Source organism: Desulfovibrio legallii, from assembly GCF_900102485.1.
In the GTDB taxonomy this organism is placed as follows: Bacteria; Desulfobacterota; Desulfovibrionia; order Desulfovibrionales; family Desulfovibrionaceae; genus Desulfovibrio; species Desulfovibrio legallii_A.
In genome coordinates this window covers 78,925-104,565 of the sequence record NZ_FNBX01000004.1, presented here as the reverse complement: position 1 = coordinate 104,565, position 25,641 = coordinate 78,925, and the positions used below count along the sequence as shown (strand labels likewise).

The window sequence follows — 25,641 nt, the reverse complement described above, 5'->3', positions numbered from 1 at the left end:
CAGGCGGGCCGCATTTTTCCGCCGAGGATTGCCCGCTCCCCGGTCATGACGGTCCCGGCGACGGCGGACCGTGCGGCACGGCCTTGCGCGGCGGTCGTGCCGTAAAAGGGCTGGTTCGGGGCGCAAGCCGCGGGCTACCGGCCGCAGAGGCACCTGGCGCTGCAAGGAAGCTCCGGCAGCGGGTTGCGGAACCAGAAATCTGTGCCGAAGAACGGCCCTGGCCGTCGCCATGCGGACAGCAGCGGCGTCAGAGGCGTTGTTGCTCGACGCAATCCGCCAGGGCCGCCAGGCGGGCAGCCATGGCCTGGGGTGCAAAAAACGGCAGCAAGGCCGCATAGCTGCGGCTCAGATGCTGCGGCATGGTGCGCACTTCGTCAAAAACGGCCATGAAAGAGGAATCCCCGTTCCAGCGCGGCACCAGGTGAAAGTGCAGATGCTCCCGGATGCCCGCGCCCGCGGCTTCGCCCTGATTCAGGCCGATGTTGATGCCTGGGCAATTAAAGTGTTCCTTTAAGATTGTGGCGCAAGCCTGCAACAGGTCCATGACTTCATGAGCTTCCTGGCGGGAAAGCGCGGCCAGAAGCATGACGTGGCGGTAGGGGCAGACCATGATGTGCCCGTTATTGTACGGGTATTTGTTCATGATCACAAAAGCGTTTTTTCCGCGATAGAGCACGAGCCGTTCCGCGTCTTCGGCCGTGTCCTGGGGCAGGCAGAACACGCAGACGTCGGGTTTCGGGCCCAGGATATAGTCTATGCGCCAAGGCGCCCACAATTGTTTCATAATGTTGAGCTATACACCGCTTACGGCCGGTGGGCAAGGGGGGTGGGCCGGGCGGCTTCCTCCTTTCCCTGCTCTTGGCCGATGAGGCTGGCGGCCAGGGCCAGCTGGCTTTCAGCCGTGGGGGCCTGGCCATCCAGTTTGGCGCGCAGCACTGCCGCCAGAATGCGCCCGCAGGCCGGGCCGGGGGCGAGCCCCAGGCGGCGCAGGTCGTCGCCCGTGATGTCCGCCGTTTCCCGCCGCCACTGGGTGATGTAGCGGGAAATATTTTTTTGTAGGGGCGCGTCGCTGGTCTGGGCCATAAGGTAGAGCAGAAATTCTAGCCGCAGCGGGCGCAGCAGGGCGCAGAGCGCGCTGGGGGCGGCGCCTTCCGCCTGTCGGCGGGCAAGCTGGCTGCCCAGGGAGCGCAGATGTTCCCTCTGGCTCAGCACAACGGCGCGCAGGGCTTCGGGCAGGCCCAGACGTCGGTAGTGTTCCGCCGTGAGGGCGTAATTCAGGCCGTGGTTGAGGCCCAGAAAATAGACCAGCCAGGGGAGGGGCTCTTCCTCAAAATAAAGCAGGCGGTACCAGCCGGAAATTTCCTGCAGCCGTTGCAGCAGCGCCTTGCGCGTGGGGGTGAGCCCAAGCTGGGGGGCAATGGCCTCCCAGATGCCCAGCTGATCCATGCGCGTAAAGCAGGCCAGGGGCGCGTCTTCTTCGCAGAGGTGTCTGAATTCGCCGTACAGGCGCTGGGGCGAAAGCCGGTCCATGAGCTTGAGGGAGAGGGCATTTTTGATCAGCTTTTCCGTCCCCTGCCCGATGTGGAAGCCGTAGCGCTGCTCAAAACGCACGGCGCGCAGGCAGCGGGTGGGGTCTTCCACAAAGCTCAGGGTGTGCAGCACGCGGATGACCTTATCCTTGATGTCCCGCTGGCCGCCAAAAAAATCCACCAGCTGGCCGAAGGAGCCGTCCAAGCGCACGGCCAGAGCATTGATGGAAAAATCCCGCCGGAAGAGGTCCATTTTGATGGACGAAAGCTCCACCGTGGGCAGAGCCGCCGGATGTTCGTAGTATTCCAGGCGGGCCGTGGCCACATCCAGGCGCTGCTCGCGGCCCTGGGTATCTGTAAAAATAACCATGGAGGTCAGGAACTTGCGGTGCTCCCTTACCCTGCCGCCCAGCTCTTTGGCCAAGGCGCGGGCCAGACGCAGGCCGTCGCCTTCCGCCACCAGGTCTATATCCTGGTTGGGCCGCTGCAGCAGAAGGTCGCGCACAAAGCCCCCAACCACATAGACGGGCAGGCCGAGGGACGCGCCCAGGCGTCCCGCCAGGTGGAGCAGATCCCGCGTGGGCGCGGGCAGGCGGTCCTGGATGAGTTTGGCCAGGGAGCGCTCCTTGCCGCCGGCGGCGCTCTGCTCCGGCCGGTGGCCCGTGGCGTTGGCAAAGACGTTGATGAGGTCCGTGCGGGTGACCACCCCTGCAACCTTCCCCCCTTCCACAATGGGGGCCAGGCGCTGCCGACCGCCCACGATGACGTCCGTAAGATCCTGGAGGCTCGCCTCCGGCGGCAGGGTGCGCACATGGCGGGTCATGTATTCTTCCGCCCTAGCGTCGCCCAGGCCGTGGACCACAGCGCGGGAGGCCGTCTGCGCGTCCAGCAGGCCCACACAGACGCGCGTGCCCGGCGCAAAAACGGGTACGGCCTTGAGCCCGAAGTGGAGCATAAGTTCGTCCGCCGCCCGGATGGCGGCGCCGGCTTCAATGCCCACGGCCGGGGCGGACATATAATCCCTGGCGGTTTTGTCCGGATGGGCCTGGGCGTAGAGTTCCCGCAGGATGGTTTCCCGCACTTCGTGCAGGGTCATGGAACGGATGGAGGCCGAAGCGGCGTAGGCGTGTCCCCCGCCACCCAAAGCGGCGCAGACGTCGCCCACATTGACGGCCTCGCTGCGGCTGCGGGCCACCACCTGGATGCGGTCCTCCATCCTGCCGATGGCAAAGAGCGCCGGAAATTTTTCCATTTCCATAAGCCGGTGCGCCAGATAGGCGAAGTCGCCCAGGTAGTGCTCCATGGAGGCTTCGGCCACGGCCACGGGCACCTCGTTGACAGTATAGGTGCGCACCGATTCCAAAAGGCTGTTGAGGGCCTGGACGTGCAGGCTGGTAAGCTGGTGGGCGGCCAGGTCGTCTATGCGGTTTACGTCCATGCCCTGGCTCAGCAGCCAGGCCGCGGCCTGGAAGTCCTCTTCCGTCGTGGAGGAGTAGGTGAAGGAACCCGTGTCTCCGTAAATGCCCAGGCCCAGCAGGGTGGCCTCTTCCGGCGTGATCCGGATGCCGCGCTCGCGCAGGCGGCCCACCATAAGGCTGGTCAGCGCGCCCACCCGGGCCGTGTGGGACGCATCCGCAGCCACGTCGTCGGCGGCGTCGGGGTGGTGGTCCCAGACCTCCACCCGGATGCCGGGACGGTCCAGCAGTGGGGCCGCATGACGCACCCGGCCGCGCTGGCGGGTATCCACCAGCACCAGACGGTCAAAGGCCGTCCAGTCCAGGTTTTCGGCGCTGACAAAATCGTAGGCCTTATGGTCCAGGGCAGCGTAGAGCTTTTGCAGGCCCCGCTCCTGCGTGCCGGGAAAGAGCAGGGCGCAGGGCGCGTACAGACGGCGGGCCGCCAGCATGGCCGCAAAGGCGTCAAAATCCGCGTTGGCGTGGCAGGTGACCAGGGTGACGGGGTTCACGCGCGGCTCCGGGGGTGGAACTGGTGGTGCAGGGCACGCAGCCGCTCGGCCTGCACATGGGTATAGATTTCCGTGGCGCTGATGTCCGCATGGCCCAGCAGCAGCTGGACGGACCGCAGGTCCGCGCCGCCTTCCAGCAGGTGCGTGGCAAAGGAGTGGCGGAAAGTGTGCGGCGAAATGGCGCGGCGGATGCCCGCCTGCAGGGCGTATTTTTTGACCATCTTCCAGACATACTGTCGGCTCAGGGCCCGGCCCGAACGGTTGACGAAAAGCTGTCCCCCCGTGGGCTTGAAGGCAGGCCGCCAGGACTGGAGGTACACGGCGAGCATCCGCTGCATGGCGTCGTGCAGGGGGACGAGGCGCTCTTTGGAGCCCTTGCCGAAGACCCGCACCAGGCCCCGCTGCAGATCCAGATCCAGCACGGCTAGGTTGCAGAGCTCGGAAACCCGCAGCCCGGCCGCGTAAAGCATTTCCAGCATGCAACGGTCGCGCGCGCCTGTTTTGACGCTGCAATCCGGCTGGGCCAGCAGGGCTTCCATCTCCTCCTTGCGCAGCACTTCTGGAAGGTGGAGGGGGAGCTTGGGATTCTCCAGCAGCAGGGCGGGATTCTGCGCCACCGCGCCCGCGTCCAGGGCAAAGGCAAAGAAGGCCCGCAGGGCGGAAAGCCGCCGCGCCAGGGTTCGTCCCGTGTTCTGGTGTGCCCTGAGCCAGGAGAGATAGAGAAAAAGCTCCTGTTCGTCCGGCGCGACCGCCAGGCGGCCGCCGCTCAAGGCCAGCTCTTCCTGAAACAGGAAAAAACTTTCCAGATCCTGGCGGTAGGCCTCCACGGTGCGGGCGGCCAGGCCCCGCTCGGCCAGCAGGTGGTCGCACCACTGCGGCAAAAGCGCCGCCAAAGGGGAGGAGAAAGCGGGGGGCTGCGTCATGTGGGCCATGCTAGCCGTCTTACTGTGACAGGGCAAGGGTCGAAATAGGGCGAGGCGGCCTCCGGGCAAGGGCCGAAATAGGGCGAGGGCCAGAATAGCGCAAGAGGTGGAACAGGGTAAAAGCGGGGGTGGGCTTCCCCGTCTTTTCCGCGACGTGGGCCTGTGGTATGCAAAGCCTGCGCGAGCGGGAGGGAGCCTCCGCCCCGCCGAAGGAGGAAATATGCCGCAACCCGCCGCTGTGCGTGCCTATGTAGGCCTGGGGTCCAACGCCGCAGGGGCGGCCGGGCGTCTGACGCAGGCCCTGGCGGCCCTGGCGGCTCTGCCGGACATGCGGCTGGGCGCGGTTTCCGCCGTCTACGCCACGGAGCCGCAGGGTTATGCGGACCAGCCCTGGTTTCTGAACCAGGCGGCCGAGCTTCTGCCGGGGCCGGGCTGGACGCCCTGCGCCCTGGTGGACGCGCTGCTGACCATTGAGGCCGCCCAGGGGCGGGTGCGCAGCCCGGATCCGGCCCTGCGCTACGGCCCGCGGGCCATTGACCTGGACCTGCTCGTGTTCGGCGCGGCGCAAAGCGCCGACCCCCACTGCCTTGTGCCGCACCCGCGGCTGACGCAGCGGGCCTTTGTGCTGGTGCCCCTGGCGGAACTGGCCCCAGGTCTTCGCGTGGGGGGCCTCCCTGTGGAGGCATGGCTGGCGCGCCTTCCCTACCGGCTGGAAGGGCGCAGAATTTTTCAGTGACGGGGCACGGCCCCTGTGGTACAAAAACCAAGCCTGCGGCGGATGTTGCCGCGCGTTTTTCGTTAAGCCCCTTGCGCGGCCCGTTGTGGCCTCTGTACGGGTTGGAGGAGCTCCCCATGTGGAAATGGCTGATTCTTATTGCGGCGGCCTATGTGCTGTACCGCCTGTTTGCCAACGACGTGCTCAAGAAGAAAAAAGAAACCAAGGAAGAAAGCGCCGCCGAAGTGGAACGCAAGGTGGCCGCCGGTGAAATGGTCAAAGACCCGGAATGCGGGGCCTACGTTTCCACCGAAGGCAATATTTCCGTGCGCGACGGCGAGAAGGTCTACCGCTTTTGCAGCTACGAGTGTCGGGACAAATTTTTGCAGCGCCTGCAGGAGGGCGGCCGTGAGCTGCCGCCCAGGGATACGGAATAGCGCTCTCCTTTACGCGGGGGGTGCTCTGTTGCGGGCGGGCGGCCTTGCCCCTGAGCGAACAACAGCCCAACACGGCGCCGGGCGGACCGATAATTTTTAACGGCAGCCCAAACGCCCGCTTCGGGCGCGCGGGCACGCAGACAGGTCGCGCCTGCGGCGGATGCCTGCTTGCAAATCCGCCGCACGGGTAACCACAACAGGCTCTGAGCAGATTACCTTTGAGAATTTGCATTCTCAAAGTTTACAACACAGTCGTTCCGGCGCTTGCCAACGCAAATAACTTGCGCCCATGCCTAGAGCAGATTACCTTTGAAGATATGCAGTTTCAAAGTTTAAGGCACGCTCGTTCCGGCGTTTAACAGCGCAAATAAATTGCGCTTACGCCTCCACAGCGGGCGTCTGCTCACATGGCCGCCACTGCATTTCAACTTTGAAATGCCCTGAGTAAAAGAAAGCCCCCGGCGCGGCCGTTGTGACCGCGTCGGGGGCTTCGTATTTTTGTATTCGGCGTCCCTTCGGCGCGCGGAAGGGCGAAGCCGGGGCTACTGCATGCCAGCCACGCGGCCCAGCATGCTCTGGACGTTCTGCACGCTTTTGCTGAAGGAGTTTTTGGCTTCGTCGAACTCTTTCTGCAGGCTGTCCATGAGCTCGCGCACGGAGATGATGGCGTTGACGCGCGCCACGTTGGCCCCGCAAAAGGCAAAGCCGCGCTCCAGGTTGCCGCGCATGGCGTTGATAAGGGCCTGGGCAATGCAGTAGGGCGTTTTTTCCTGCTCGCAGGTTTTGACGCAGTGGAAGATGCACTTGAAGGGCTTTTTGTTGCCCGCGCGGGATTCCTGGATAAATTCATTTTCCAGGGCACGGCCGGGCATGCCCACCGGGCTTTTGATAATGGTGACGTCTTCAGGCCTGGCCGCCAGGTAGGACTGCTTGAAGCGCTCGTCGGCGTCGCACTCGTGGGTGGCCACAAAGCGGGTGCCCATCTGCACGCCGGAAGCGCCCAGCTCCAGAAACTTCATGATGTCCGCGCCGGAGTAAACGCCGCCCGCCGCAATGACGGGCACGGCCCGGCCGCACTTGTCTTCCATGGGTTTAACGGCGTCAACCACCTGGGGCACCAGCACTTCCAGGGCGTGGCTTGGGTCGTGCAGTTCTTCGGGCTTGAAGCCCAGGTGCCCGCCCGCTTTGGGGCCTTCCACCACAAAGGCGTCGGGGGTGTAGCCGAAGTGGGTCACCCATTTTTTGGCAATGACCGTGGCAGCCCGGGCGGAAGAGACGATGGGCACGAGCTTGGTCTTGAATTCCTCTTTTTTTTCTTCGCACATCTGCAGCAGGTGGCGGGGCATGTCCAGGGGCAGGCCCGCGCCGGAAAAGATGATGTCCGCCTTGCTTTCGATGGCCGTGCGCACCATTTGGCTAAAGGTGGTGAGGGCCACCATGAGGTTGACGCCGATAATGCCGTCCGTCATCTGACGGGCTTTAAGTATTTCAGTGCGCAGGGCCCGCAGGTTGGCGGTGAGGGGATCCTTGGCCACGTCGGGTTCCTTCATGCCGATCATAGCTCCGGCAATGACGCCGATGCCGCCCTGGTTGGCCACGGCCGAAGCCAGACCGGAAAGTGAAATGCCCACGCCCATGCCGCCCTGAACAACAGGGATGCGGGCTGTGAGGTTACCTATGCGAAGCGCGGGGAAAGGCATGACAAGACCTCCGTCCTGACGGAAACGGGGGGAGCGGGGCGAGCGCAGACTGGCGGCAGCGTCGCTCCCCGGTGATTTTTGGGACAAATATAGGCGCATTCCCTTCGGGGCGCAACAAGGAATTGTCACAAGAACGCCAAGAGGGCGCGCCGCCAAAGGATTTTTTTTGCTGCGCCGCGGCCCAAAGACGCACGTTTGCCGTGGGGGCCTGAAAACGGGCAGAGCGGCCTGCGGACCTGCCGCTGCAGGACCGCCCTTTGATCATACGGCGCAGAGGGCGGCGTAGGGGCAGTAACGGCAGTGCCGGCCGGGCCGGGCCGTAAAGAGCGGGGCGCGGGTCAGGTGCAGCAGGGTAAGCTCCAGGGCCGTGCGGCAGTAGCCCAGGGCTTTGCCCAGATCCGGTTCGTCCAGGCCGCCGAACAAAGGCATTTCCTTGCCCGTATCCCCCAGGTCCACCAGGGCGGCGTCGCCCAGCTGCCCCAGGCCGGCCGCCTGCGCCATAAGCAGATAGATGGGCAGCTGCAGGCTGTGCAGGCGTTGACGCAGATCGTCAAAAGCCGCCTCCAGCGCTTCCGCAAGCGTGGGCGCAAGGGTCGGTTCGCCGCATTCCTGCGCTTCCAGCACGGCGGCGCACAGCGTTGCCGCATGGCCGAAGAAGCTGACGTCCGTCCAGAGGTCGCCGTCGGGCAGCTTGATGCGTCCGGTCTTGTAGTCCAGCACATGGAGCAATTCGTCCCGCCGGTCCAGGCGGTCGCAGATGCCGGTAAAAGCGTAGTCGGCCCCGGCCAGGCGCAGGTTCGCGTTCAGGGGCGTTTCCAGGGCCTCCACCCGTGTGGTTGCGGGTTGGTTGTCCAGAAAGCGCGCCAGGCGCATGGGCACGGCCTCCTTGAGAATAAGCAGACTGTCCGGCGGCAGCTGTTCTTCCAGGCCGGAATCCGCCAGGGCTTGCGCAAAGCACTCCTGCACGGCCGCGGCGTCCGGCTCGCCCCGGTGCAGCGTGCGGCCCAGGTACGGGGCGTAGAGGGCGCGCAGGGTGGCGTGGACGCAGGTGCCCACGGCCGCGGGGTCATCGCCTTCATTGACTTCCTGCGGGGGCTCCAGGCCGCAAAGGTGCTGACGGACAAAGCGCAGGGGGCATTCCAGATAGACGTCGAGTCTGGTGGCCGAGAGGGGGCGGCGCAAAAGCCGGGCCAGGGCTGCGTCAAGACCGCCCTGGCGCGTTAGGCTTTGGGGCTGCGGCGCAAAGGCGCGGAGCGTGCAGCGCGCCGTTGCGAGCGGGGCTTCCCCTGGCGCAAGCAGTGCGCCCCGGCGCTGCTCCTCCTCCCAGAGCAGTTGCTCCACAAAGCGGCTGCGGCTTTTTTTGCCGTCAAAGAGCTCGGAACGGCTGATGCCCTCCTGCCAGAAAAAACGCACTTCCCGCGCGCCGGCGCAGAGGCGGAAGAGGGTGTAGGCTGCGGCCCGCTCCCGCCCGCGGGCGTCGGGCAGGCCCAGCACGCGGCGCAGGGCGTCGGGCAGGAGCGGATCCTGGGCGGGCGCGCCCGGCAGCTTGTCGTCCGTGGCGTCCACGATGAGCACGCGGTCAAAGTTGAGCAGGCGCGTTTCCAGCATGCCCAGCACCTGCAGGCCGGTGAGGGGCTCGGCTTCAAAGGGCACGCGCTCCTGCTCCAGCGTCTGGCGCAGCACGCTGTGCAGCACCGCGGGCGGAAAGGGCGTCTGCGCTAGGCAGTTGTCGCGCAGCAGGGGGACAACGTGACGGCTCAGGCGGTAAAGGGCTTCGGCGTCCAGGGGAAAGCGCCGCCAGATGTCCCCGCCGTGCCGGAGCAGAAAATCGCAGATTTCCAGCAGGCCCCGGGCCGTGTCTTCCAGCGTGGCCGCCGAGCTCAGATCCGTAGTGAAGAGCGTCAGGCTTTTCCGCAGCAGGTCCGCCTGGGCCGGCGGCAGCTCCGCCGCGCACTCCTGCACCAGGTTCGGCAGGTTCACAAAGCGCGCGCCCGTGCGCAGGCGGCCTTCCAGCAGGCGCAGGGCGTCGCGCAGGGGCGCGCCCCACGCGGCAGGGGCCTCCGGAGCGTTGGGCGTTGCCGCCTGTGGCTCCGGGGCGGCGCGCAGCAGGTTGAGGTAGGGGTGGCGCAGGCACTGCAAGAGCGATCGCCAGTAGTAGCGGCCATCCGCGTCGCGTGTTTCCTGAAGGCGCAGCAGGGCCTCCAGCAGACGGTAGAGGGGGGAGCGCTCCAGCGGATAGCCCATGGAGACGTTGACGTCCTTGTGCGGCAGATGGTGCAGCACGGGCATGAGCAGGGCGCTGTCCGTAAGAACCACGGCCGTGGCGGCGTCCGCGCCGGGCCTCGCGGGCCCCGGCGGTTGCGTCAGAACTTCGCGCAATTCCTGAAGCTGGGAATGCAGGTCGTAGCCAGCAAAAAAATGGAACTCCGGGCGCGGAAACGCCTGCCCCGCGCCCGACGTCGCGTCCGGTGCGGCAGTTGGCGCAGCCTCTGACAGGGCCTTGGGCGTAACGTTCGGATCCGCGTTGGGCGCGGCGGCTTCTGTTGCGGGTGGAAACTCGGCCGTGGTCCGCCAGCGGCGCAGCCAGGCGGCCAGCGGCTCGCAGGACCAGTGGGGCGTTCCCCCTGCGGCCAGGGCCGGGTCTGCGTGGAGGCAGACCTGCGCTCCGGCCTCCCACAACCGTCGCAGCACGGCCTCCTCGCTGCGGGTTAGCAGAGAAAAGCCCGCCAGGAGCACCGGCCGGTGCGCCGCAGGACGGAACAGGAAGGGGATTTCTGCGGCGTCGGCGGCCACGGCGGCCGCGTCCAGACCCGGCGTGGTCCAGCCCCTGGTCTGGAGCTCCGCCGCATAGGCCCGGCCAATGCGGCCCAGCGCGCCCAGCAGGGCCGCGGCTGGGGCGGCCACCTCCTGCTCCATATGGGCCAGATCCACGGCGGCTATCTGTTGCAGGAACAGGTCTTCAAACAGCCTGGCCAGGCGCAGCCCCCAGGGCAGAAAGCGCCCCATGTCCAGCGCGGCGAAGCGCGAGGCCAGGACGCTGTCCTCCTGAGCCACGGCGGCCACGACCTTGTGCAGCACGGCCACGCGGTCCAGTTCATTGGCTGCGTAGAGGGGCGCGGGGAGCAGGCGCGCCCGCCACTGGGCCGTCAGATCCGCAAGGGGCAGGACGCGCGGCAAGGGGCCCACATAGCCGGCGGCGGCATACCGCCGCGCCAGATAGCGCCAGGGACGGTGGTGGGGTACCACCACCAGAGCCTGGCCGGGCGCGCCCGCACAGATCTGGTCCAGATGGGCCTTGAGATCCGCCAGAAAAGGCCGCTGCCAGGGAAAAAGCAAAAAGGGCGCGCCGCTCATGATCCGGCTTCCTCCGGGGGCAGCAATTCCTCACAGCGTTCCGCCAGGGGGGAGACGCCCGCTTCCTCCACCAGACGGAAGCGGTGCAGATCAAGATACACCAGCAGGCCGCGCGCGGTCCCGGCCGATCCGTTTTGCGCGGCCGCGCCCCGCAGACAACGGAGGTAGGCGCGCACCTGGGCCGCATGTTCTTCCCTGGCCTGGCCGCTTTTGTAATCAATGACCAGGCTGCCCCAGGCTTCGGGCGCCAGCAGATCCACCCGCAGCAGGTTGCCGTGCCCGTCCAGCAAGGAATGCTCCGCCAGACCGCGCTCCAGCCAGGAGGCCGCGCGAGGCTGGGCGGCCAGCCAGGCCAGGGAGGCTGTGAGCTCTCGGCGCAAGTCCGCGTCTTCAGGCACAGGCAGGGCGTAGGCGCGCAGGCCGCGCTCCAGGGCCGCGCGGGCGTCTGCCTCCGGGTTGCCCGTGGGGCGCAGATGTTCCAGGCAGGCGTGCAGCAAGGTGCCCCTGTCTTCAGGTCGGAAGGCCATTCCTGCCAAGGGGTTGCGGTAAATTTTCAGGCGCGGCAGCCACTGCATGGGCCGCCAGGGGGCGGCATCCGTTGTTGCGGCGTCCGCAGCTGTCGCGGGGGCGCTTGCCGCTTCCGCTGCGGCGGCCGTTTTTTGCGCTGCTGCTGGCGGCTGGGCGGCCTGGGCTTCGCCCTTCTTCGGCGCGTTGTCGTCCCCGGCGGGGAGGGCTCCCGCTTGCCGCGGCGTTTCCGGCAGGGTCGCGTCGGGCGCTGCCGCGGCCGCGGCAGCGGGCAGCGCGCCCAGCACATAGGGGGGGGAGAGTCTGGCCGCCGTCCAGAGCACGTCCAGGGCGTCGCAGGCGGATTTTTTGCCGCCCACGGGCGCGCCGCGAAAAACGTACAGGGCGTCCCGCGCGCGGGTAAAGGCCACATAGAGCAGATGCAGACATTCGCGGGCCTGGCGGGTCAGCTCCGCAAAGTAGGGCGCGCCCAGAACCCTGGCGTTGCCCACCGCATAGTGCAGCCCGCCCCGCGCAACCACCAGGGGATCGGCGTGGACCCGAAGGCGGAAGTCCGTCCAGGGCACCACCACCACCGGCGCTTCCAGGCCCTTGGATTTGTGGATGGTCATGATGCGTACGGCGTCCATTTGTTCCGGCATGGGCACTCGTTCGGCATCGCCCTTGTCCCGCCAGTGTTCGAGGAAGGTGGGCAGGGTGGAGAGGCCTTTTTCTTCGGCGCGGTGCAGCACCTCCATAAAGCGGCGCAGAAAGGCCGCGGCATCGGGGAAGCGGCTGGCGGCCTTAAGGCGGGAAAACCATTCCAGGGTCAGGTCGTAGGGCGTCATGAGCCCGGACTGGTTGAAGAAGGGTTCCAGCAGCGCTTGCCAGACTGTTGGCCAGCGCAGGCGGAACCGGCGGTAGAGGGGGGTGGCGCAAGGGCCTTCGGCGCACCAGGCGTGCAGATCCTCCCCGGCCAGCGGGGCGGCCTTGGGGTGCTCGCGGAACAGCGAACCGCTGATGACGGCAAGAAAGGCGATATTGTCTTCCGGATTGTCCAGAAAGGTCAGCAGGGCTGCGGTCTGAGCCACCAGCGGGTGCCCGGCGAGGCGCAGGCTGTTTTCCGTGATGACCGGGATGCCCCGGCCAAGCAGGCTGTCCGCCGTCTCGGCAGCCAGGCGGTTGGACCGCACCAGGACCAGCACATCGGACCAGGGGCGCGTCGGGCCGATTTCTTTTTCCAGAAGCTCGCCCAGGCGCTCCAGGGTCGCCGCGTTCAGGGCGTCGACGTTTTCGGCCTCCAGCACCTCTACCTGCACCAGGCCGCCCGGTTGGCCCTGGGGCGGGCACTGCTGCGTTGCGCCCGCAAAGGCCTGCGCCAGTTTGGCGGCCGCCTCGGGCAGGCCGTCCGCTGGCGCGTTGGCGGGCATCAGCGCCGTGAGCGCGCGCAGGGCCGTTTCCCGGTTTTCCAGGGGGGCGAACAACCGGTTGTTGTGGCGCACCACCTGTTCGCGGCTGCGCCAGTTGTGGGGCAGGGTGACGCGCTCCCCCTCGGGCGCCAGGGCGGTCAGGTCCGCATCGCTGAGCACGGCGTCGAAAAGATCCGGATCGCCCCCGCGCCAGCCGTAGATGGATTGTTTTACGTCGCCCACCCAGGTGAGCGATCCCCCGCGCGCCAGGGCCTCCAGCACCAGCGGCCGCAGGGCGCGCCACTGGGCGGCGCTGGTATCCTGAAATTCGTCCACCAGAAAATGCGTCAGCCGCGCGCCCAGGCGGCAGAGGGCGTCCGGCACGCCGTGCTCGGCGCGCAAAAGGTCCGCCGCCAGGTGCGGAATGAGCAGGCCGGGCAGCCGCCCTTCCTCCGCCTGATTGCGCCGGAAGGCTTCGGCCAGGGTGCGGGCCAGCTCCACTGTGGGCGCGTAGCGCTGGCCCAGCTGCAGGAGGGGGAATTCCTCCAGACAGTCCCGGGCGCAGGCGGCGCAGCGGGCAAAGGCCGCAGCCACGGCGGGGGGCACGGTCTGGTTTTTGAGGAACAGCTCGGCAGCGTCCGCTTTTTTTAAAAAAGCCGAATCCTTCACCGTGCCCGCGGCCAGGTCTTCCACTGCGTTCAAAGCCTGTTTTTTCCAGGCCAGGGCCGCAGCCGCGTCCAGCAGGTTCCGGGCCGCGGCGCGCGCCGCCTTGATCAGGGTTGTCCGGCGTTGCTCCAGCTCGGCGGGCGGGGAGACGCCTTCCAGTTCACCCAGCAGCGCCTTATCCATAAAAGGGCGCAACTGGCTCAGGATTTTTTCCCCGGCCAGAAAGCCCCGGCTGTTGCCGTGCCGGACCAAGGCGTGGCAGACCTGGCGCAGCAGCTCCAGCATGGCGGGATTTCGCCGCCGGGCTTCGTCCAGCAGCAGGTCCAGGTAGGGGGTCAGGGCCTCCTCGCTGGCGAACACGGGCTGAAAATCCGGGTGCAGGCCCAGGTCCAGGGCCGCCGCGCGGACAATGAGGTGCAGGAGGCTGTCTATAGTGCGGATCTGCAGGGCGCTCATGTCCCGCATGATGGCCGTGACCCAGCGCCCGGCCGCCTGCGCGTCCAGGGGCAGGCCCTGGAGCGGGCGGCCAAGAGCGGCGCTTTTGAGCTGGGTAATGACGCGCTCGCGCATTTCCGCGGCCGCGGCGTTGGTGAAGGTGACGGCCAGGATATCGCCCCAGCCCGTGGGGCCGGCGGCATTCAGAGCGCAGGCCCCGCTGGCCGGCGCTGGCGCGGCGCAGGCCGCCACACGCTGCAAAAAACAGCGCGTCAGCTCATAGGTCTTGCCAGAACCGGCCGAAGCCTTGACCTGGCGCAGATGCCATGCAGGAGCTGACGCGTCCATCAAAGGGGCGGCAGCATGCCCGCCAGCATGCCCTGCCCGGTAGATTCCAGCACGGCCCGCCAGAGGTCGGAATAGATGTTGAGTTTGCGCCGCCTGCGCGTAACCAGCTCCAGCGGCAGGTGCACATAGCGGTCCTGAATTTTGCCCACCACCATGTCCGTGCGTCCGGCCATGGCCGCGTGTACGGCGTACTGGCCAAGAAAGCCGCAATAGACTTTGTCGTTGGCGTTGGCCGGCACGGAACGGATGATGTAGCTGGGGTCAATGTACTTGATGGAATGCTCCAGGCCGCGGGCGTCCAGGTAGGCCGCAAAGGCGTTGCGCAAGAGGGCTGCCACGTCGCCCAGCACGGGGTTGCCGGAGGCGTCCGTATTCCTGTGCTGATCCAGCAGATGCTGCCCGGCCCCTTCGGCGGCCACAATGACGGCATGGCCGCGCTGGCGCAGGCGTTCTTCCAGGGCGGGCAACAGGCCGCCTTCCCCTTCCAGAACAAAAGGCGCCTCAGGGATGAGCACAAAGTTCACTTCCTTGAGGGCCAGGGCCGCGCGCGCGGCGATAAAGCCGGATTCCCGCCCCATAAGTTTGACCAGGCCGATGCCGTTGGGCACGCCGCAGGCTTCGGTGTGGGCGCATTCAATGGCTTCCGTGGCCTTGAAGGCGGCGGTCTCGAATCCGAAGGACTGGGGAATGAAGTTGATGTCGTTGTCAATGGTCTTGGGGATGCCGATGACCGCGATTTTGAGGTTTCTGGCCTGCACTTCTTCGCTGATGGCCTGGGCGGCCTTCATGGTGCCGTCGCCGCCAATGACGAACAGCGCGTTGACGTTGCTGCGCTCCAGCGTGTCCACAATCTCATCGGGGGCCTGCGGCCCGCGCGAGGATCCCAGCATGGTGCCGCCGAAACGGTGGATGTCCGCCACGGCGGCGGGCGTCAGCTCCAGGGGGGTATGCCCGTATTTGGGGATGAAGCCCTCAAGCCCATAGGGGATGCCCAGCACGGCGGGCACGCGGTAGGCGTGGAAGGCCTCCATGACGATGGCCCGGATGACGTCGTTGATGCCTGGGCACAGGCCGCCGCAGGTGACAATGGCGCACTTGGCCCTGGTGGAATCAAAGTAGAGCTTTTTGCGCGGGCCGGCGGCCTCCAGGCAGACGCTGCCCGGCGTGGCGGCCTCGTCGGAAAGCTCCTCGTCCACAAACACCTGCACGGTCTTCGCGTCGGCCCAGGTACGGTAGGGCAGGGAGGAATCGAGCTTGCACGGGCCTAAGGTGCGGATTTCCGTTTGCAGGGCGGCGGTTTCGGGGGTCATGCGCGCACCGCCTTGTCCAGGCCCAGTTGCGGGGCTATGGCGCGCATGGCCTCTATGGCCAAGGCCAGAAATGCGTCCAGATCCAGCCCGGCCTCGGCGCACTGGCGGATATTCTCCCGGCTGACGCTGGCGGCAAAGGCTTTGTCCTTCATCTTTTTCTTGATGCTTTTGGGCTCCATGCCCTCAAGCCCTGTGGGCCGCATGCGGGCCGCCGCGCTGATAAGCCCGGTCACGGTTTCGCCGCAGCGCAGGGCGTAGTCAAAGCGGCTCTGCGGCGCGACGCCGTTCATTTCCCCGTTGTGGGCGCGGATGGCGGCCAAGGCGGGTTCCGGCAGGCTCTCGCGCAGCAGTTCGGCCCCGTCCAGGCCGTGGCGTTGAGGGGCCTCAGCCGTGGCGGGGTAGTCCAGGTCGTGGAGCAAGCCCGTGAGGCCCCACAGCTCTTCATCCTCGCCCAAATGGCAAGCCAGAGCCCGCAGGATGGCCTCTGAGGCCAGGGCGTGCTGCAGCAGGGCGGGCGGGGTGCGGTGTTCCTCTAAAAGACGCAGGGCGGCATCTCGTGTGATCATGGCTGTACCTTCCTCTTTTTTTAGTTTACGGCAGGGGCGCGGCGAACGCAAGGCGGGCGCGCGGTCCAGTGTTGACAGCGGGGCGGTAATGGCCGAAAAGAATTGTTTTGGAAATCTTTTCAATAAAGGTGTGCCGTGTCCATGTCCTCGCCCGTATATGGTGTCCGCTTCCGCCCGCTGGGGCAGACCAGCTATTATAAGGGGCCGTGCGATCTCAAGGCTGGGGACTGCGTGCTTATTGCGGCGGAGCAGGGCACGGCGCTGGGGCGCGTGGTCTCCGGCCCGCTCCCTCTGCCCGAAGAGCTGCGCGATCAGGCTGTGCCGCAGATTTTGCGGCTGGCCGATCCGGAAGACATCCGCCAGGGGGAGGAGAACGACCGCCTGGCCGAGGAGGCCGCGGCCTTTTGCCGGGGCTGCATCCGCGAACGGCGCATGGATATGAAACTTGTGGATGTGGAGGTCTTTTTTGACCGCAGCAAGCTGATTTTTTATTTTACCGCCCCGGCGCGCATTGATTTTCGCGATCTGGTCAAGGATCTGGTGCGTGAATACCGGGCCCGCATTGAGCTGCGCCAGATCGGCGTGCGCCACGAAACCCAGATGGTGGGGGCCGTGGGCAACTGCGGCATGGTCTGCTGCTGCCGGCGATACCTGCGCCGGTTCGCCCCCGTGACCATCCGTATGGCCAAGGAGCAGAATCTTTTTCTCAATCCCGCCAAAATTTCCGGCATCTGCGGCCGTCTGCTCTGCTGCCTGGCTTACGAGCAGGAAAATTACGACAACTTCCACCGCCATTGCCCCCGCCTGGGCAAACGCTATCAGACGGACAAAGGCCCCATGAAGGTGTTGCGGGCCAACATGTTCCGCAATTCCCTCTCGGTGCTGACCGAGACCGGCGAGGAGCAGGAACTCCGCCTGGAAGAATGGCAGGCTCTGTCGCCTTTTCGTCCTGAAGCGCCGCAGAACGGCGCGCCCCAAAGCCGTCAGGCTGTAAAGCCACCCCAGGGCGACGGCCTGCTGGTGGTTTCCGTTACGCCGGAAACCGTGGACAGCGTGGACCAGACTTTTGCGCCGGGCGGGGGGCCGGAGGCCGCCGCGCCTGAAGACAGGGGCGGCGCTGCCGAAAGCGCCCCCGAAGGGAATGGCCCGGCGCGCGGCGCGGCAAAACCCCGCCGTAAACGCCGCCGCAGGCCGCAACACCCCGAAGCGGACCAATGACGCCATAAGCAACGGAGCCTTGCGTGAACAGCTACTTCATTACCACGCCCATTTACTACGTTAATGCCCGGCCCCACTTGGGGCACGCCTATACCACTGTGGTGGCCGACGCCATGGCCCGCTGCCACAAGCTCCTGGGCGAGGACACGCTTTTTCTTACCGGCACGGACGAGCACGGCGATAAAATCGTGCAGGCGGCGGAAAAAGTGGGCAAAACGCCTAAGGAATTTGTAGACGACATCAGCGGCCGCTTCCGGGCCCTGTGGCCCCACCTGGACATCGCCAACGACCGCTTTGTGCGCACCACGGATCCGCAGCACATAGCGGCTGTGCAGCGTTTTTTGCAGCGCGTCTACGACCGGGGGGACATCTACTTCGGCGAGTTCGGCGGGCATTACTGCTACGGCTGCGAGCGCTTTTATACAGAAAAAGAGCTGGAAAACGGCCTCTGCCCCCAGCATCTGACCAAGCCGGAATACATCAGCGAGAAAAACTACTTTTTCCGCATGTCCAAATACCTGCCCTGGCTCAAGCAGTACATTGAGGACAACCCGTCCTTTATCCGGCCGGAGCGCTACCGCTCCGAAGTGCTGGCCATGCTGGAATCGGGCGCGCTGGAGGATCTTTGCATCTCCCGGCCCAAGAAGCGCCTGACCTGGGGCATTGAGCTGCCCTTTGACAAGGATTACGTCTGCTACGTCTGGTTCGACGCGCTGCTCAACTACATCAGCGCCCTGGGCTGGCCCGACGGGCCGGATTATCCGCGCTACTGGCCGGGCGAGCACCTGGTGGCCAAGGATATCCTCAAGCCCCACGCCGTGTTCTGGTCCACCATGCTCAAGGCTGCGGGCCTGCCCCTCTACCGCCACCTGAACGTGCACGGCTACTGGCTGGTGCGCGACACCAAGATGTCGAAATCTCTGGGCAACGTGGTGGAGCCCGAGGCCATGAGCGCGCGCTTCGGCGCGGACGCCTTCCGTTATTTTCTGCTGCGTGAAATGCACTTCGGCGCGGACGCCAGCTTCAGCGAAGAGGCGCTTACGGGCCGCATCAATGCGGACCTGGCCAACGACCTGGGCAACCTTTTCAGCCGTGTGCTTTCCATGAGCGGCAAGTACTTCGGCAGCGTGGTTCCCCGGCCTGCGGGCCTGACGGAAGCGGACCAGGCCATTGTGGACCTTTGCGCTACGGCTATGCGCAACTTTGCGCAATTGTTCTGCAACGTTCAGTTCGCGCAGGGGCTGGAATCCCTGTGGGAGCTGGTACGCGCCCTCAACAAATATGTGGATGCCCAGGCCCCCTGGGCTTTGTACAAGCAGGGCAACATGGAGCGGCTCGGCACGGTTATGTATGTGCTGTTGGCGGCCATGCGCAAGACGGCCCTCTGCCTCTGGCCGGTCATGCCCACGGCCGCGGCCCGCATGCTGGAGCAGCTGGGCCAGCATGCGACGCCCCAGACGCCCCCTGTGCCCCGGCTGGAGGATGAAATCGATACCTTTGACGGCCTTGCGCCGGGCACGGCCCTGGCCGCCAGCTCCAACCTTTTTCCGCGCATCGAGACCAAGAAAAATGCGGCGGAGGCCGCTCCGGCGAACAAAAAAGGCAAGGCCAGCGCGCCGGAAGCCCCCAAAGCCGCCGACACAAAGGCCCCGGCCGCTGCGGCGGACGGGGAAACGGCAAAGGAGCTCATTGATTTCAGTCAGTTTCAGGCCCTGGACCTGCGGGTGGGCACAGTGCTGCAGGCGGAAAAACACCCCAATGCCGACCGTATTCTGCGGCTGGAAATAGACTTCGGCGAGGGCAAACCGCGGCAGATTCTCTCCGGGCTGGCAGCGCACTATGCGCCGGAAGCGCTGGTGGGCCGTCAGGTCTGCGCCGTGCTTAACCTGCCGCCGCGCAAAATCCGTGGGCTGGTCTCCCAGGGCATGGTGCTCACGGCCGGGGACGACGCCGCGCTGGCCCTGCTCAGCGTGGACAAGCCTGTGCCCGACGGCGGGCACATTGCCTGAGGCTGCAGGTGACGGCCCCTGTGCGCCGCGCTGGCCGCGATCCCCGCTTCGGGCGCGGCCTGGCACGAGCGCAGCAAGGGGCGGCGGGGCAGGGCGCGCCCTGGGCGCTTACGGTTTTTCTGAACAGGATTGACGGAACAGCCGCTCCAGGGCGGCGGCGTCCAGCGGGGTAAGGTTGAAGCGCATGCCCGCCTCGTCCAGAAGCGAGGCCAGGCTTTTGCCGGGGTTTGCGGCCCGTTGCTCCGCCAGGTATGCGGCGGCTTTGCGAACCAGTTCGCCTTGTGGCATGATGCTGCTCATGGAACACATCCTTTTTCTCTTGATTATAGCCGCCGCGGCGGGATTTGGCAATGCCGATTCGCCGTCGCGGTCCTTTCGCTGAACTGCAGAACCAAGGCGCGCCGCGCGTCGGCGCGACCAGGGACAACATATATGGACAACCTGTTTACGGCGCTCATCCTGAGTATTGTGGAAGGTATTACGGAATTTTTGCCCGTATCTTCGTCCGGGCACCTGATCCTGGTGGGCGATCTGCTCAATTTTGTGGGCGAAAAGGCCGCCACCTTTGAGGTGGTTATCCAGCTGGGGGCTATCCTGGCTGTGGTGGTGCTCTACCGGCAGCGCTTCTGGGGGCTGTTGCGGCCCCAGCCTTATGCGCGCTTTGCCGGCATGCGGGGCATCGCCCTTCTGGCGCTCACTTCGCTGCCCGCCTGCGTGCTGGGCCTTTTGCTGCACGGTTACATCAAGCAACACCTTTTTCGCCCTCTTACCGTGCTGCTGGCCCTGGCTGTGGGGGCCCTGTGCATGATCTGGGTGGAGCGGCGCAAACTTCGCCCCATCTGCCTCACGCTGGACGACATGACGCCGCGTCTGGCGCTGGGCATCGGCTGCTTCCAGTGCCTGGCCCTGTGGCCGGGCTTTTCCCGTTCGGCCGCCACCATCATGGGCGGCATGCTGCTGGGGGCCAAGCGCCCGCTGGCGGCGGAGTATTCTTTCATCGCGGCCGTACCCATCATGGTGGCGGCCACGGGCTACGATCTGCTCAAGAGCTGGAGCCTGTTTTCCGCGGCGGACCTGCCTTTTTTTGCCGTGGGCATGATCGGCTCTTTTCTCTCCGCCCTGGTGGCCGTCAAGGCCTTTGTGGCCCTGATGGGGCGCATGACGCTCATCCCCTTTGCCGTGTACCGGCTGATTCTGGCGCCGCTGGTTTATTATTTCATGGTTTACTGAGATTGCTGCAAAAAATTTCTTGCCAGCGGCAGGCAAATCTTGTATTGAATGCGTCGCGCCGCTGAACGGCGGCCTACATACGGCAAGGTAGCTCAGTTGGTTAGAGCATGCGGTTCATACCCGCAGTGTCGGGGGTTCAAATCCCTCCCTTGCTACCATTGAAATGCAAGCGCTTGAAATACGTTAAGCGCTAGAGATATAAGGCCCTTATGCTTGAAGTGTGTACACGAAGGCTGTACACACGGAGGCATGAGGGCCTTGTCTTTTATTCCGCCGAAACCCTGCCGGATACCCCGAAGCCGTTCCCTGTACTTTCGTATGCGAGTCCCTACGGACTTGCTCGAAGTCTACGCCCCAAGGACTGAATGGAAGTTTAGCCTTCACACTGAAGACGATAAAGAAGCTCAGTCAAAAATACTTCTCAAAGCCCAACAGCTTGAACAGGAATTTAGCGAACACAGGCGAAAGCTGAAAGCCAAGCCGCAGCCGCTTGAGACCTCCCCAGCCATTCCAGAGCCAGCGCAAGAAGAAGCCCCAGCCCTGACCCCGTTTACGCAAATTTCAGCCCTTGAACTTGAGCGTCTTGCCCTGCTGTACCCTCACGAAGCTTTACACAAAGACGAAGCCAACCGCAGGGCACCGTTGCGCAAAGACGTTAAGGAAGCCAAGGCCGCTTGGGACGAGCAACAGGCACTCTTGGTTGAACTCAACGCAGCCAAGGGGATTATATACACGCCCAAGCCCTTTAGACGGCTCTCCGGCATCAGCGAGGAAGAGGGCAGGCAGCTTGAACGAGACGCAGAGCTTTTTGTAGCCGCTTCAGAACCCTTCATTGCTGAGGGTGACACCCACATAATTGAGTCAGTGGCAGACAGCTACCTTGCAGAGCATGGCATAGCGACCCCAGAAACCGAAGACGAACGCCTGACTTCCGAAGCCTACCGCAAATTCTGCCTTGATATGCTGCTTCAGGAAGTCACGGTTCAGAAAGCCGTCTTGCAGCGGTCAAAGGGGGCGTGGATAGAGACCCCAGAGAAGCCGAAAGCGGGCAAGATGACCAATGATATGGCCCAGGCCAAAAACGCAGCTCATTTGCCGCAAAATGCCCCAGGAGTGGGAGTAAACCCGAACTTGATTCCTTCCATCGACAACCCGCCTTTCTCTGAGGCATGGAAACGGTATCTTGAAGAGCGCAAGCCATCCCCAGGAACCCTTAGAAGCTTTGAAGCATCTGTACGCCGCTTTATTGAACTTGTGGGGGATTTGCCTATCAAGGCAATCACAAAGACACATATTCTGCAATACAAGGATGTTCTTGTAACTCTTCCTACCAACCTACCGCGCAGCATGGACAGGAAGAAGTTTCCAGAAGTATTAAAATGGGTCGATGAGCAAAGAGCAAAAGGCATAAAATTTAAAGTTCTTGCGCCTAAGACAACCAATGAAGGACGCCTTGCGGTTCTCAGCACTGTGTTTACAACCGCCATTAGAAACGGCTATATAAATTTTAACCCGGCTTCGGGGATTACAGTATATGAACAGAAGACAAAGACTAGGGTTCCAGTAAAGAATCCCTATTCCCAGCAGGATATTGAAACCATCTTCAAAAAGTCCAGCTTGTTTAGCCAATGTTCAACGCTGGGAACTTTGCCAAAAGCACAGCCAGCGACAACCCGCAGGGGCAAGAGATACCCCGCATGGATGGCCGAAGCTGTACGGACGGATTACCGTTGGCTTTTGCTCCTTGGCATGTACACAGGGGCAAGAATCGAAGAGCTTTCCCACCTTCAGCTTGGGGACGTTTTACAACGTCAGGGTATTTCCTGCTTATCTATTTATGCCAACGAAGACGGAACACGGACAATCAAGACAGCGACAGCCCAGCGCTTAATCCCCGTTCACCCCCGACTTCTTGAGCTTGGCTTTTTGTCTCACGTTCAGAAACTCAAAAGCCAACATGGGGAACAAGGACAGCTATTCCCAACATTCATCCCAAACGCGCAAAACAAAATGAGCGACAAGTTCACAGATTGGTGGAAGAAATACTCTGAGGAACTAGGCATTCGCCAAAGCATTGAAGAGGGGAGGCTTGGGGCAGCCAAGCCGAAATCATTCCACAGCTTCAGGCGTCTGTTCAAGAACATGGGCATGAACTCTGGTGTAAGCCAGGAACACTTAGACGAAATTCAGGGGCATGCAGACAACAGCGTTTCCAGTGGTTATGCCTTGGATGAAAACGGAATGAGGTTTAACCAGAGGGTGCTTTTTGAAGCCATAGGCAAAATGCAGTTTTTGAACGTGACTGCGGGGATTGAAACTTTATTTAATATTCAAAAGCAGACGGTGATGATATGAAATATTTCTCAACTCTAATGTCAGCAATAAAAGAATTTCAAATATTAATATTATCAATATCAATCATAAAGGCTATCCACGATATGTTCATTTAGCAGATTCTGTTTTTTTAGATAATAAAATAAAAGAACTTAAATCAGTAAGAACAATTGGAACAAAGACAGTAGCGAAAATCGAAGACGAATAATAATCCTATTTGTATTGAGCCGATAGTTAATAATCTCAATATATTAATTTTATGTCTATATAGTTAAATAATAAGGAGAACATAATGGACTTAGTAAGTCTGATAGGAGGCCTTGGAATCGGTAGCGTTGTGACACTCCTCCTAAAAGAATATTTTGAAAACAAAAAGACAATATCAAAGCGTTATTTTGAAGAAAGACGGGACGCCTACATAAATTACCTGAATATAGCGACAAAATCGCAAACAATGGCTCGTGAGGAAGCTATATGGGCAAGAACAGCAGCAATAGAACGTATAAGACTATGTGGCAGTGAAGAAGTTGTGCGACTTCTAAATATTGTAAGTAGCACACCTCCAAATTCTCCAGATACTACAGTAGAAAAGCTTGTTAAAGAAATGCGTAATGATCTTTTCCCACAAGGAAAAGAGCCTAATTGGTTTCAGAAAATAATACATAATACAGGAAAAAATTGACCACAGAATTACCTAGGGGAGGGTCACCAGGACCAAGGCACGACGTCCGCAGACAAACGGCATCTGCGAACGCTTCCACAAAACGATCCTTCGCGAGTTTTACCGGGTTGCCTTCCGTAGAAAATTGTATCAATCTCTGGAAGAGTTACAGACAGATCTGGACGCCTGGCTGGAGCATTGCAATACCGAGGGCCCATCAAGGCAAAATGTGCTGCGGCAGAACGCCTATGCAAACAATTCTTGATGGAAAACAGCTCTGGATGGAAAAGGTCGGACGACGCAGCTAATCGGACAATCGGAGCCACCAAAACGGAGCCCACTGTCAGATCCTGTCTGAACTACTACAGTGCTTCTACGTTGGGATGTTCCCGGCCTTTGGGGCGTTTGGGAACTGCGGAGCAACCTGCGCCACACCTCGACAGGAGAAATGAAATTGAAAGCCTTGCTGCTCATAGATATTCAAAATGACTACTTCCCAAACGGGAAGATGGAACTGGTCGGTAGTGAATCCGCCGGACTCATGGCGGGTAAGCTGCTTGCCGCTTGTAGAGACAAAAACCTCCCGGTGTTTCATATTCAGCATATTTCCACCCGGCCCGACGCGGCATTTTTTCTGCAAAACACGACAGGCGTGGAAGTTCATCCCTGCGTGAAACCGTTTGCCAACGAACCGGTGATCAGGAAAAACTTCCCGAACTCCTTCCGGGAAACGACTCTGTTGCGGGACTTACAGGCAGCGTCGGTCACAGAACTTATCATAGCCGGCATGATGACCCATATGTGCATTGACAGTACGGTACGGGCATCCTGCGATCTTGGATTTGCCTGCACGCTGGCTCATGACGCCTGCGCTACGCGAGACTTGTCTTTCAACAGTAAAACCGTATCCGCCCTGGATGTGCAGACAGCCTGCATGGCGGCTCTGAACGGCTTCTTTGCCAACGTCTTGGATACGGCAAGCATTTGCGCGGGGTTGTAATTGAAAATTCGTCCATTCGGAACCTATGCGCTTTATGTAGCCCCAAAAAATGAATCTTTGAGGATCACGCCCCCAATCTCGCGCCGCCTGACAGCCCTTTTAGAGCAGATTAACTTTGAGAACAGGCATGCTCAAAGTTTGCGGCACACTCGTTTCGGGCTTAACAGTGCAAACACATTGCGCTTGCGCCTCCACAGCGGGTGTCTGCTCACGCAGCCGCCAGGGCATTTCAAAGTTGAAATGCCCTAAGGAAATGCCATGTGCGCGAACTGCTTATTCTCTAATCCCCCGGCAAGGTAAAAAAGGTACTGGAAATCCTTGGCCCCGGCTGGAAAGTTGCCGCCTCTCTCTGGTGTAGACCAGCTATGGCGCTTGTGCTTGAAGTGTGCCCGCAAACTGGGTACACCTTGGGCATGAGCGCTGTATCTTGTGTTTTTGCCGCGCCGCGTGCGGCAGCGTTTTCCAGGGCGGCACGCCTGGGCCGCTGCTGATGCTCTACGGCGCTGTGGCGGCTCTGGCTGCGCAGTTTCCGCCGCTGGAGGCGGCCCGCGCGGACGGCCTCTTGTGCATGGGCGGCGATCTGCAGCCGGAGCGGCTGCTGGCGGCCTACAGCCGGGGCATCTTCCCCTGGTATGAAGAGGGGCTGCCAGTGCTTTGGTGGTCGCCGGACCCGCGCTGCGTGCTGCCGCTGGGGGATTTTCGCCTGCCGCGCCGCAGCGCGCGGGCCTTGCGCCGCAGCCCCTTTGCTCTCACGCTGGACCGGGCCTTTGGCCGCGTCATCCGCGCCTGCGCCGCGCCGCGCCCCGGCGCGAGCGGCACCTGGATCATCCCGGCCATGATCGCCGCCTACGAGCGCCTCCACGCCTTGGGCTACGCCCATTCCATTGAAGCCTGGCGGGACGGCGAGCTGGCGGGCGGCCTCTATGGCGTGGCCCTGGGACGGGCGTTTTTTGGCGAATCCATGTTCCACAGGGCCGCCGAAGCCTCGCGCGCGGCCCTGGCAGGGCTGGTGGAGCTTTTGCGGCAGCGGGGGGCTCTTTTGCTGGACTGCCAGCAGGAAACGCCCCATATTATGCGCATGGGCGGCGTATTGCTGCCGCGCGCCTTTTTTGTGGCCCGGCTGCGGGAAGCGCTGGGCGAAGCCCCAACGGCCGCCGCCGCGGTCGATCTGCCCTGGACGCCCTGGCGCACGGCCTATATGCACGATCCGGCCAGCGGCCAGTGGCGGGCGGCAGTGTAAGCGGGGCAAGTGGGCGGCTCGCTCTGCCGCCGCCTGTGGTCTGCATTTTTTTCTTCCTTTTAGATGGACGCAACTGAAAGCACCCTG

General features: G+C 63.0%; 18 protein-coding genes, 1 tRNA gene and 1 pseudogene. 11 read left to right on the top strand and 9 right to left on the bottom strand.

Translation table 11 applies throughout. The features are described from left to right. Window positions 1-247: 247 nt before the first annotated feature. Genes BLS55_RS03875 through xerD form a run of 3 tightly spaced genes read right to left on the bottom strand, consistent with a single transcriptional unit; the run spans window position 248 to window position 4,418 of the window. A complete protein-coding gene (locus BLS55_RS03875) occupies window positions 248-784 on the bottom strand; it encodes an HIT family protein (RefSeq protein WP_092153050.1) in 537 nt (178 codons plus the stop codon). Between the two features lie 20 nt (window positions 785-804). Then, entirely contained in the window at window positions 805-3,495 is a 2,691-nt protein-coding gene (locus BLS55_RS03870; protein ID WP_373886018.1) for a CBS domain-containing protein, read from the bottom strand. Continuing rightward, complete coding sequence (gene xerD, locus BLS55_RS03865) at window positions 3,492-4,418, bottom strand: site-specific tyrosine recombinase XerD (protein ID WP_092153129.1); 927 nt, start codon at window positions 4,416-4,418, stop codon at window positions 3,492-3,494. Before xerD ends, BLS55_RS03870 begins: the two co-directional genes overlap by 4 nt. A 220-nt stretch (window positions 4,419-4,638) precedes the next feature. Between xerD and folK the strand changes: the two genes are divergently transcribed. Further along, a complete protein-coding gene (gene folK, locus BLS55_RS03860; protein ID WP_092153049.1) occupies window positions 4,639-5,154 on the top strand; it encodes a 2-amino-4-hydroxy-6-hydroxymethyldihydropteridine diphosphokinase in 516 nt (171 codons plus the stop codon). A gap of 116 nt (window positions 5,155-5,270) precedes the next feature. Beyond that, window positions 5,271-5,570: a transcriptional regulator gene (locus BLS55_RS03855; RefSeq protein WP_092153048.1), complete on the top strand. Its 300-nt coding sequence runs from the start codon at window positions 5,271-5,273 to the stop codon at window positions 5,568-5,570. 542 nt (window positions 5,571-6,112) lie between these two features. On the opposite strand, the gene BLS55_RS03850 is transcribed toward BLS55_RS03855, so the two are convergent. The 5 genes from BLS55_RS03850 to BLS55_RS03830 form a co-directional block, all read right to left on the bottom strand. Next, complete coding sequence (locus BLS55_RS03850; RefSeq protein WP_092153047.1) at window positions 6,113-7,270, bottom strand: NAD(P)H-dependent flavin oxidoreductase; 1,158 nt, start codon at window positions 7,268-7,270, stop codon at window positions 6,113-6,115. A gap of 261 nt (window positions 7,271-7,531) precedes the next feature. Then, the gene (locus BLS55_RS03845) at window positions 7,532-10,624 is read right to left on the bottom strand and encodes a PD-(D/E)XK nuclease family protein (protein WP_092153046.1); all 3,093 of its coding nucleotides are present in this window, start codon (window positions 10,622-10,624) and stop codon (window positions 7,532-7,534) included. Beyond that, the gene (locus BLS55_RS03840; RefSeq protein WP_257243126.1) at window positions 10,621-13,986 is read right to left on the bottom strand and encodes a UvrD-helicase domain-containing protein; all 3,366 of its coding nucleotides are present in this window, start codon (window positions 13,984-13,986) and stop codon (window positions 10,621-10,623) included. Before BLS55_RS03840 ends, BLS55_RS03845 begins: the two co-directional genes overlap by 4 nt. Next, window positions 13,986-15,296: an ATP-dependent 6-phosphofructokinase gene (locus BLS55_RS03835; protein WP_092153045.1), complete on the bottom strand. Its 1,311-nt coding sequence runs from the start codon at window positions 15,294-15,296 to the stop codon at window positions 13,986-13,988. Before BLS55_RS03835 ends, BLS55_RS03840 begins: the two co-directional genes overlap by 1 nt. After that, window positions 15,293-15,862, bottom strand: a complete 570-nt coding sequence (locus tag BLS55_RS03830) for an HD domain-containing protein (protein ID WP_092153044.1) — start codon at window positions 15,860-15,862, stop codon at window positions 15,293-15,295. Before BLS55_RS03830 ends, BLS55_RS03835 begins: the two co-directional genes overlap by 4 nt. Before the next feature lie 141 nt (window positions 15,863-16,003). Between BLS55_RS03830 and BLS55_RS03825 the strand changes: the two genes are divergently transcribed. Both BLS55_RS03825 and metG read left to right on the top strand, forming a co-directional pair. After that, a complete protein-coding gene (locus BLS55_RS03825) occupies window positions 16,004-17,080 on the top strand; it encodes a PSP1 domain-containing protein (RefSeq protein WP_092153043.1) in 1,077 nt (358 codons plus the stop codon). Window positions 17,081-17,103: 23 nt separating this feature from the next. Beyond that, window positions 17,104-19,089 (top strand): methionine--tRNA ligase, encoded by a 1,986-nt coding sequence (gene metG, locus BLS55_RS03820; protein ID WP_092153042.1) that lies wholly within the window; start codon window positions 17,104-17,106, stop codon window positions 19,087-19,089. A 108-nt stretch (window positions 19,090-19,197) separates the two neighbouring features. Here metG and BLS55_RS03815 read toward each other — a convergent pair whose 3' ends face one another. Continuing rightward, window positions 19,198-19,389 (bottom strand): hypothetical protein, encoded by a 192-nt coding sequence (locus BLS55_RS03815; RefSeq protein WP_092153041.1) that lies wholly within the window; start codon window positions 19,387-19,389, stop codon window positions 19,198-19,200. 132 nt (window positions 19,390-19,521) lie between these two features. Here BLS55_RS03815 and BLS55_RS03810 point away from each other — a divergent pair, with 132 nt between their 5' ends. The 7 genes and pseudogenes from BLS55_RS03810 to aat all read left to right on the top strand — a co-directional run bounded on the left by BLS55_RS03810 (window position 19,522) and on the right by aat (window position 25,554). After that, entirely contained in the window at window positions 19,522-20,319 is a 798-nt protein-coding gene (locus tag BLS55_RS03810) for an undecaprenyl-diphosphate phosphatase (RefSeq protein WP_092153040.1), read from the top strand. An 81-nt stretch (window positions 20,320-20,400) separates the two neighbouring features. Beyond that, window positions 20,401-20,477: transfer RNA gene (locus BLS55_RS03805), tRNA-Met, on the top strand. Between the two features lie 91 nt (window positions 20,478-20,568). Beyond that, window positions 20,569-22,674, top strand: coding sequence for a DUF6538 domain-containing protein (locus BLS55_RS03800; protein WP_092153039.1), 2,106 nt, complete (start codon window positions 20,569-20,571; stop codon window positions 22,672-22,674). Window positions 22,675-22,945: 271 nt separating this feature from the next. Then, the gene (locus BLS55_RS11845) at window positions 22,946-23,335 is read left to right on the top strand and encodes a hypothetical protein (RefSeq protein ID WP_143339516.1); all 390 of its coding nucleotides are present in this window, start codon (window positions 22,946-22,948) and stop codon (window positions 23,333-23,335) included. 25 nt (window positions 23,336-23,360) lie between these two features. Next, window positions 23,361-23,622 (top strand): annotated as a pseudogene (locus BLS55_RS03795) (integrase core domain-containing protein); the annotation flags it as partial. 140 nt (window positions 23,623-23,762) lie between these two features. Next, complete coding sequence (locus tag BLS55_RS03790) at window positions 23,763-24,314, top strand: cysteine hydrolase family protein (protein WP_092153038.1); 552 nt, start codon at window positions 23,763-23,765, stop codon at window positions 24,312-24,314. Between the two features lie 490 nt (window positions 24,315-24,804). Further along, window positions 24,805-25,554: a leucyl/phenylalanyl-tRNA--protein transferase gene (gene aat / locus BLS55_RS03785; RefSeq protein WP_092153128.1), complete on the top strand. Its 750-nt coding sequence runs from the start codon at window positions 24,805-24,807 to the stop codon at window positions 25,552-25,554. Window positions 25,555-25,641 lie beyond the last annotated feature (87 nt).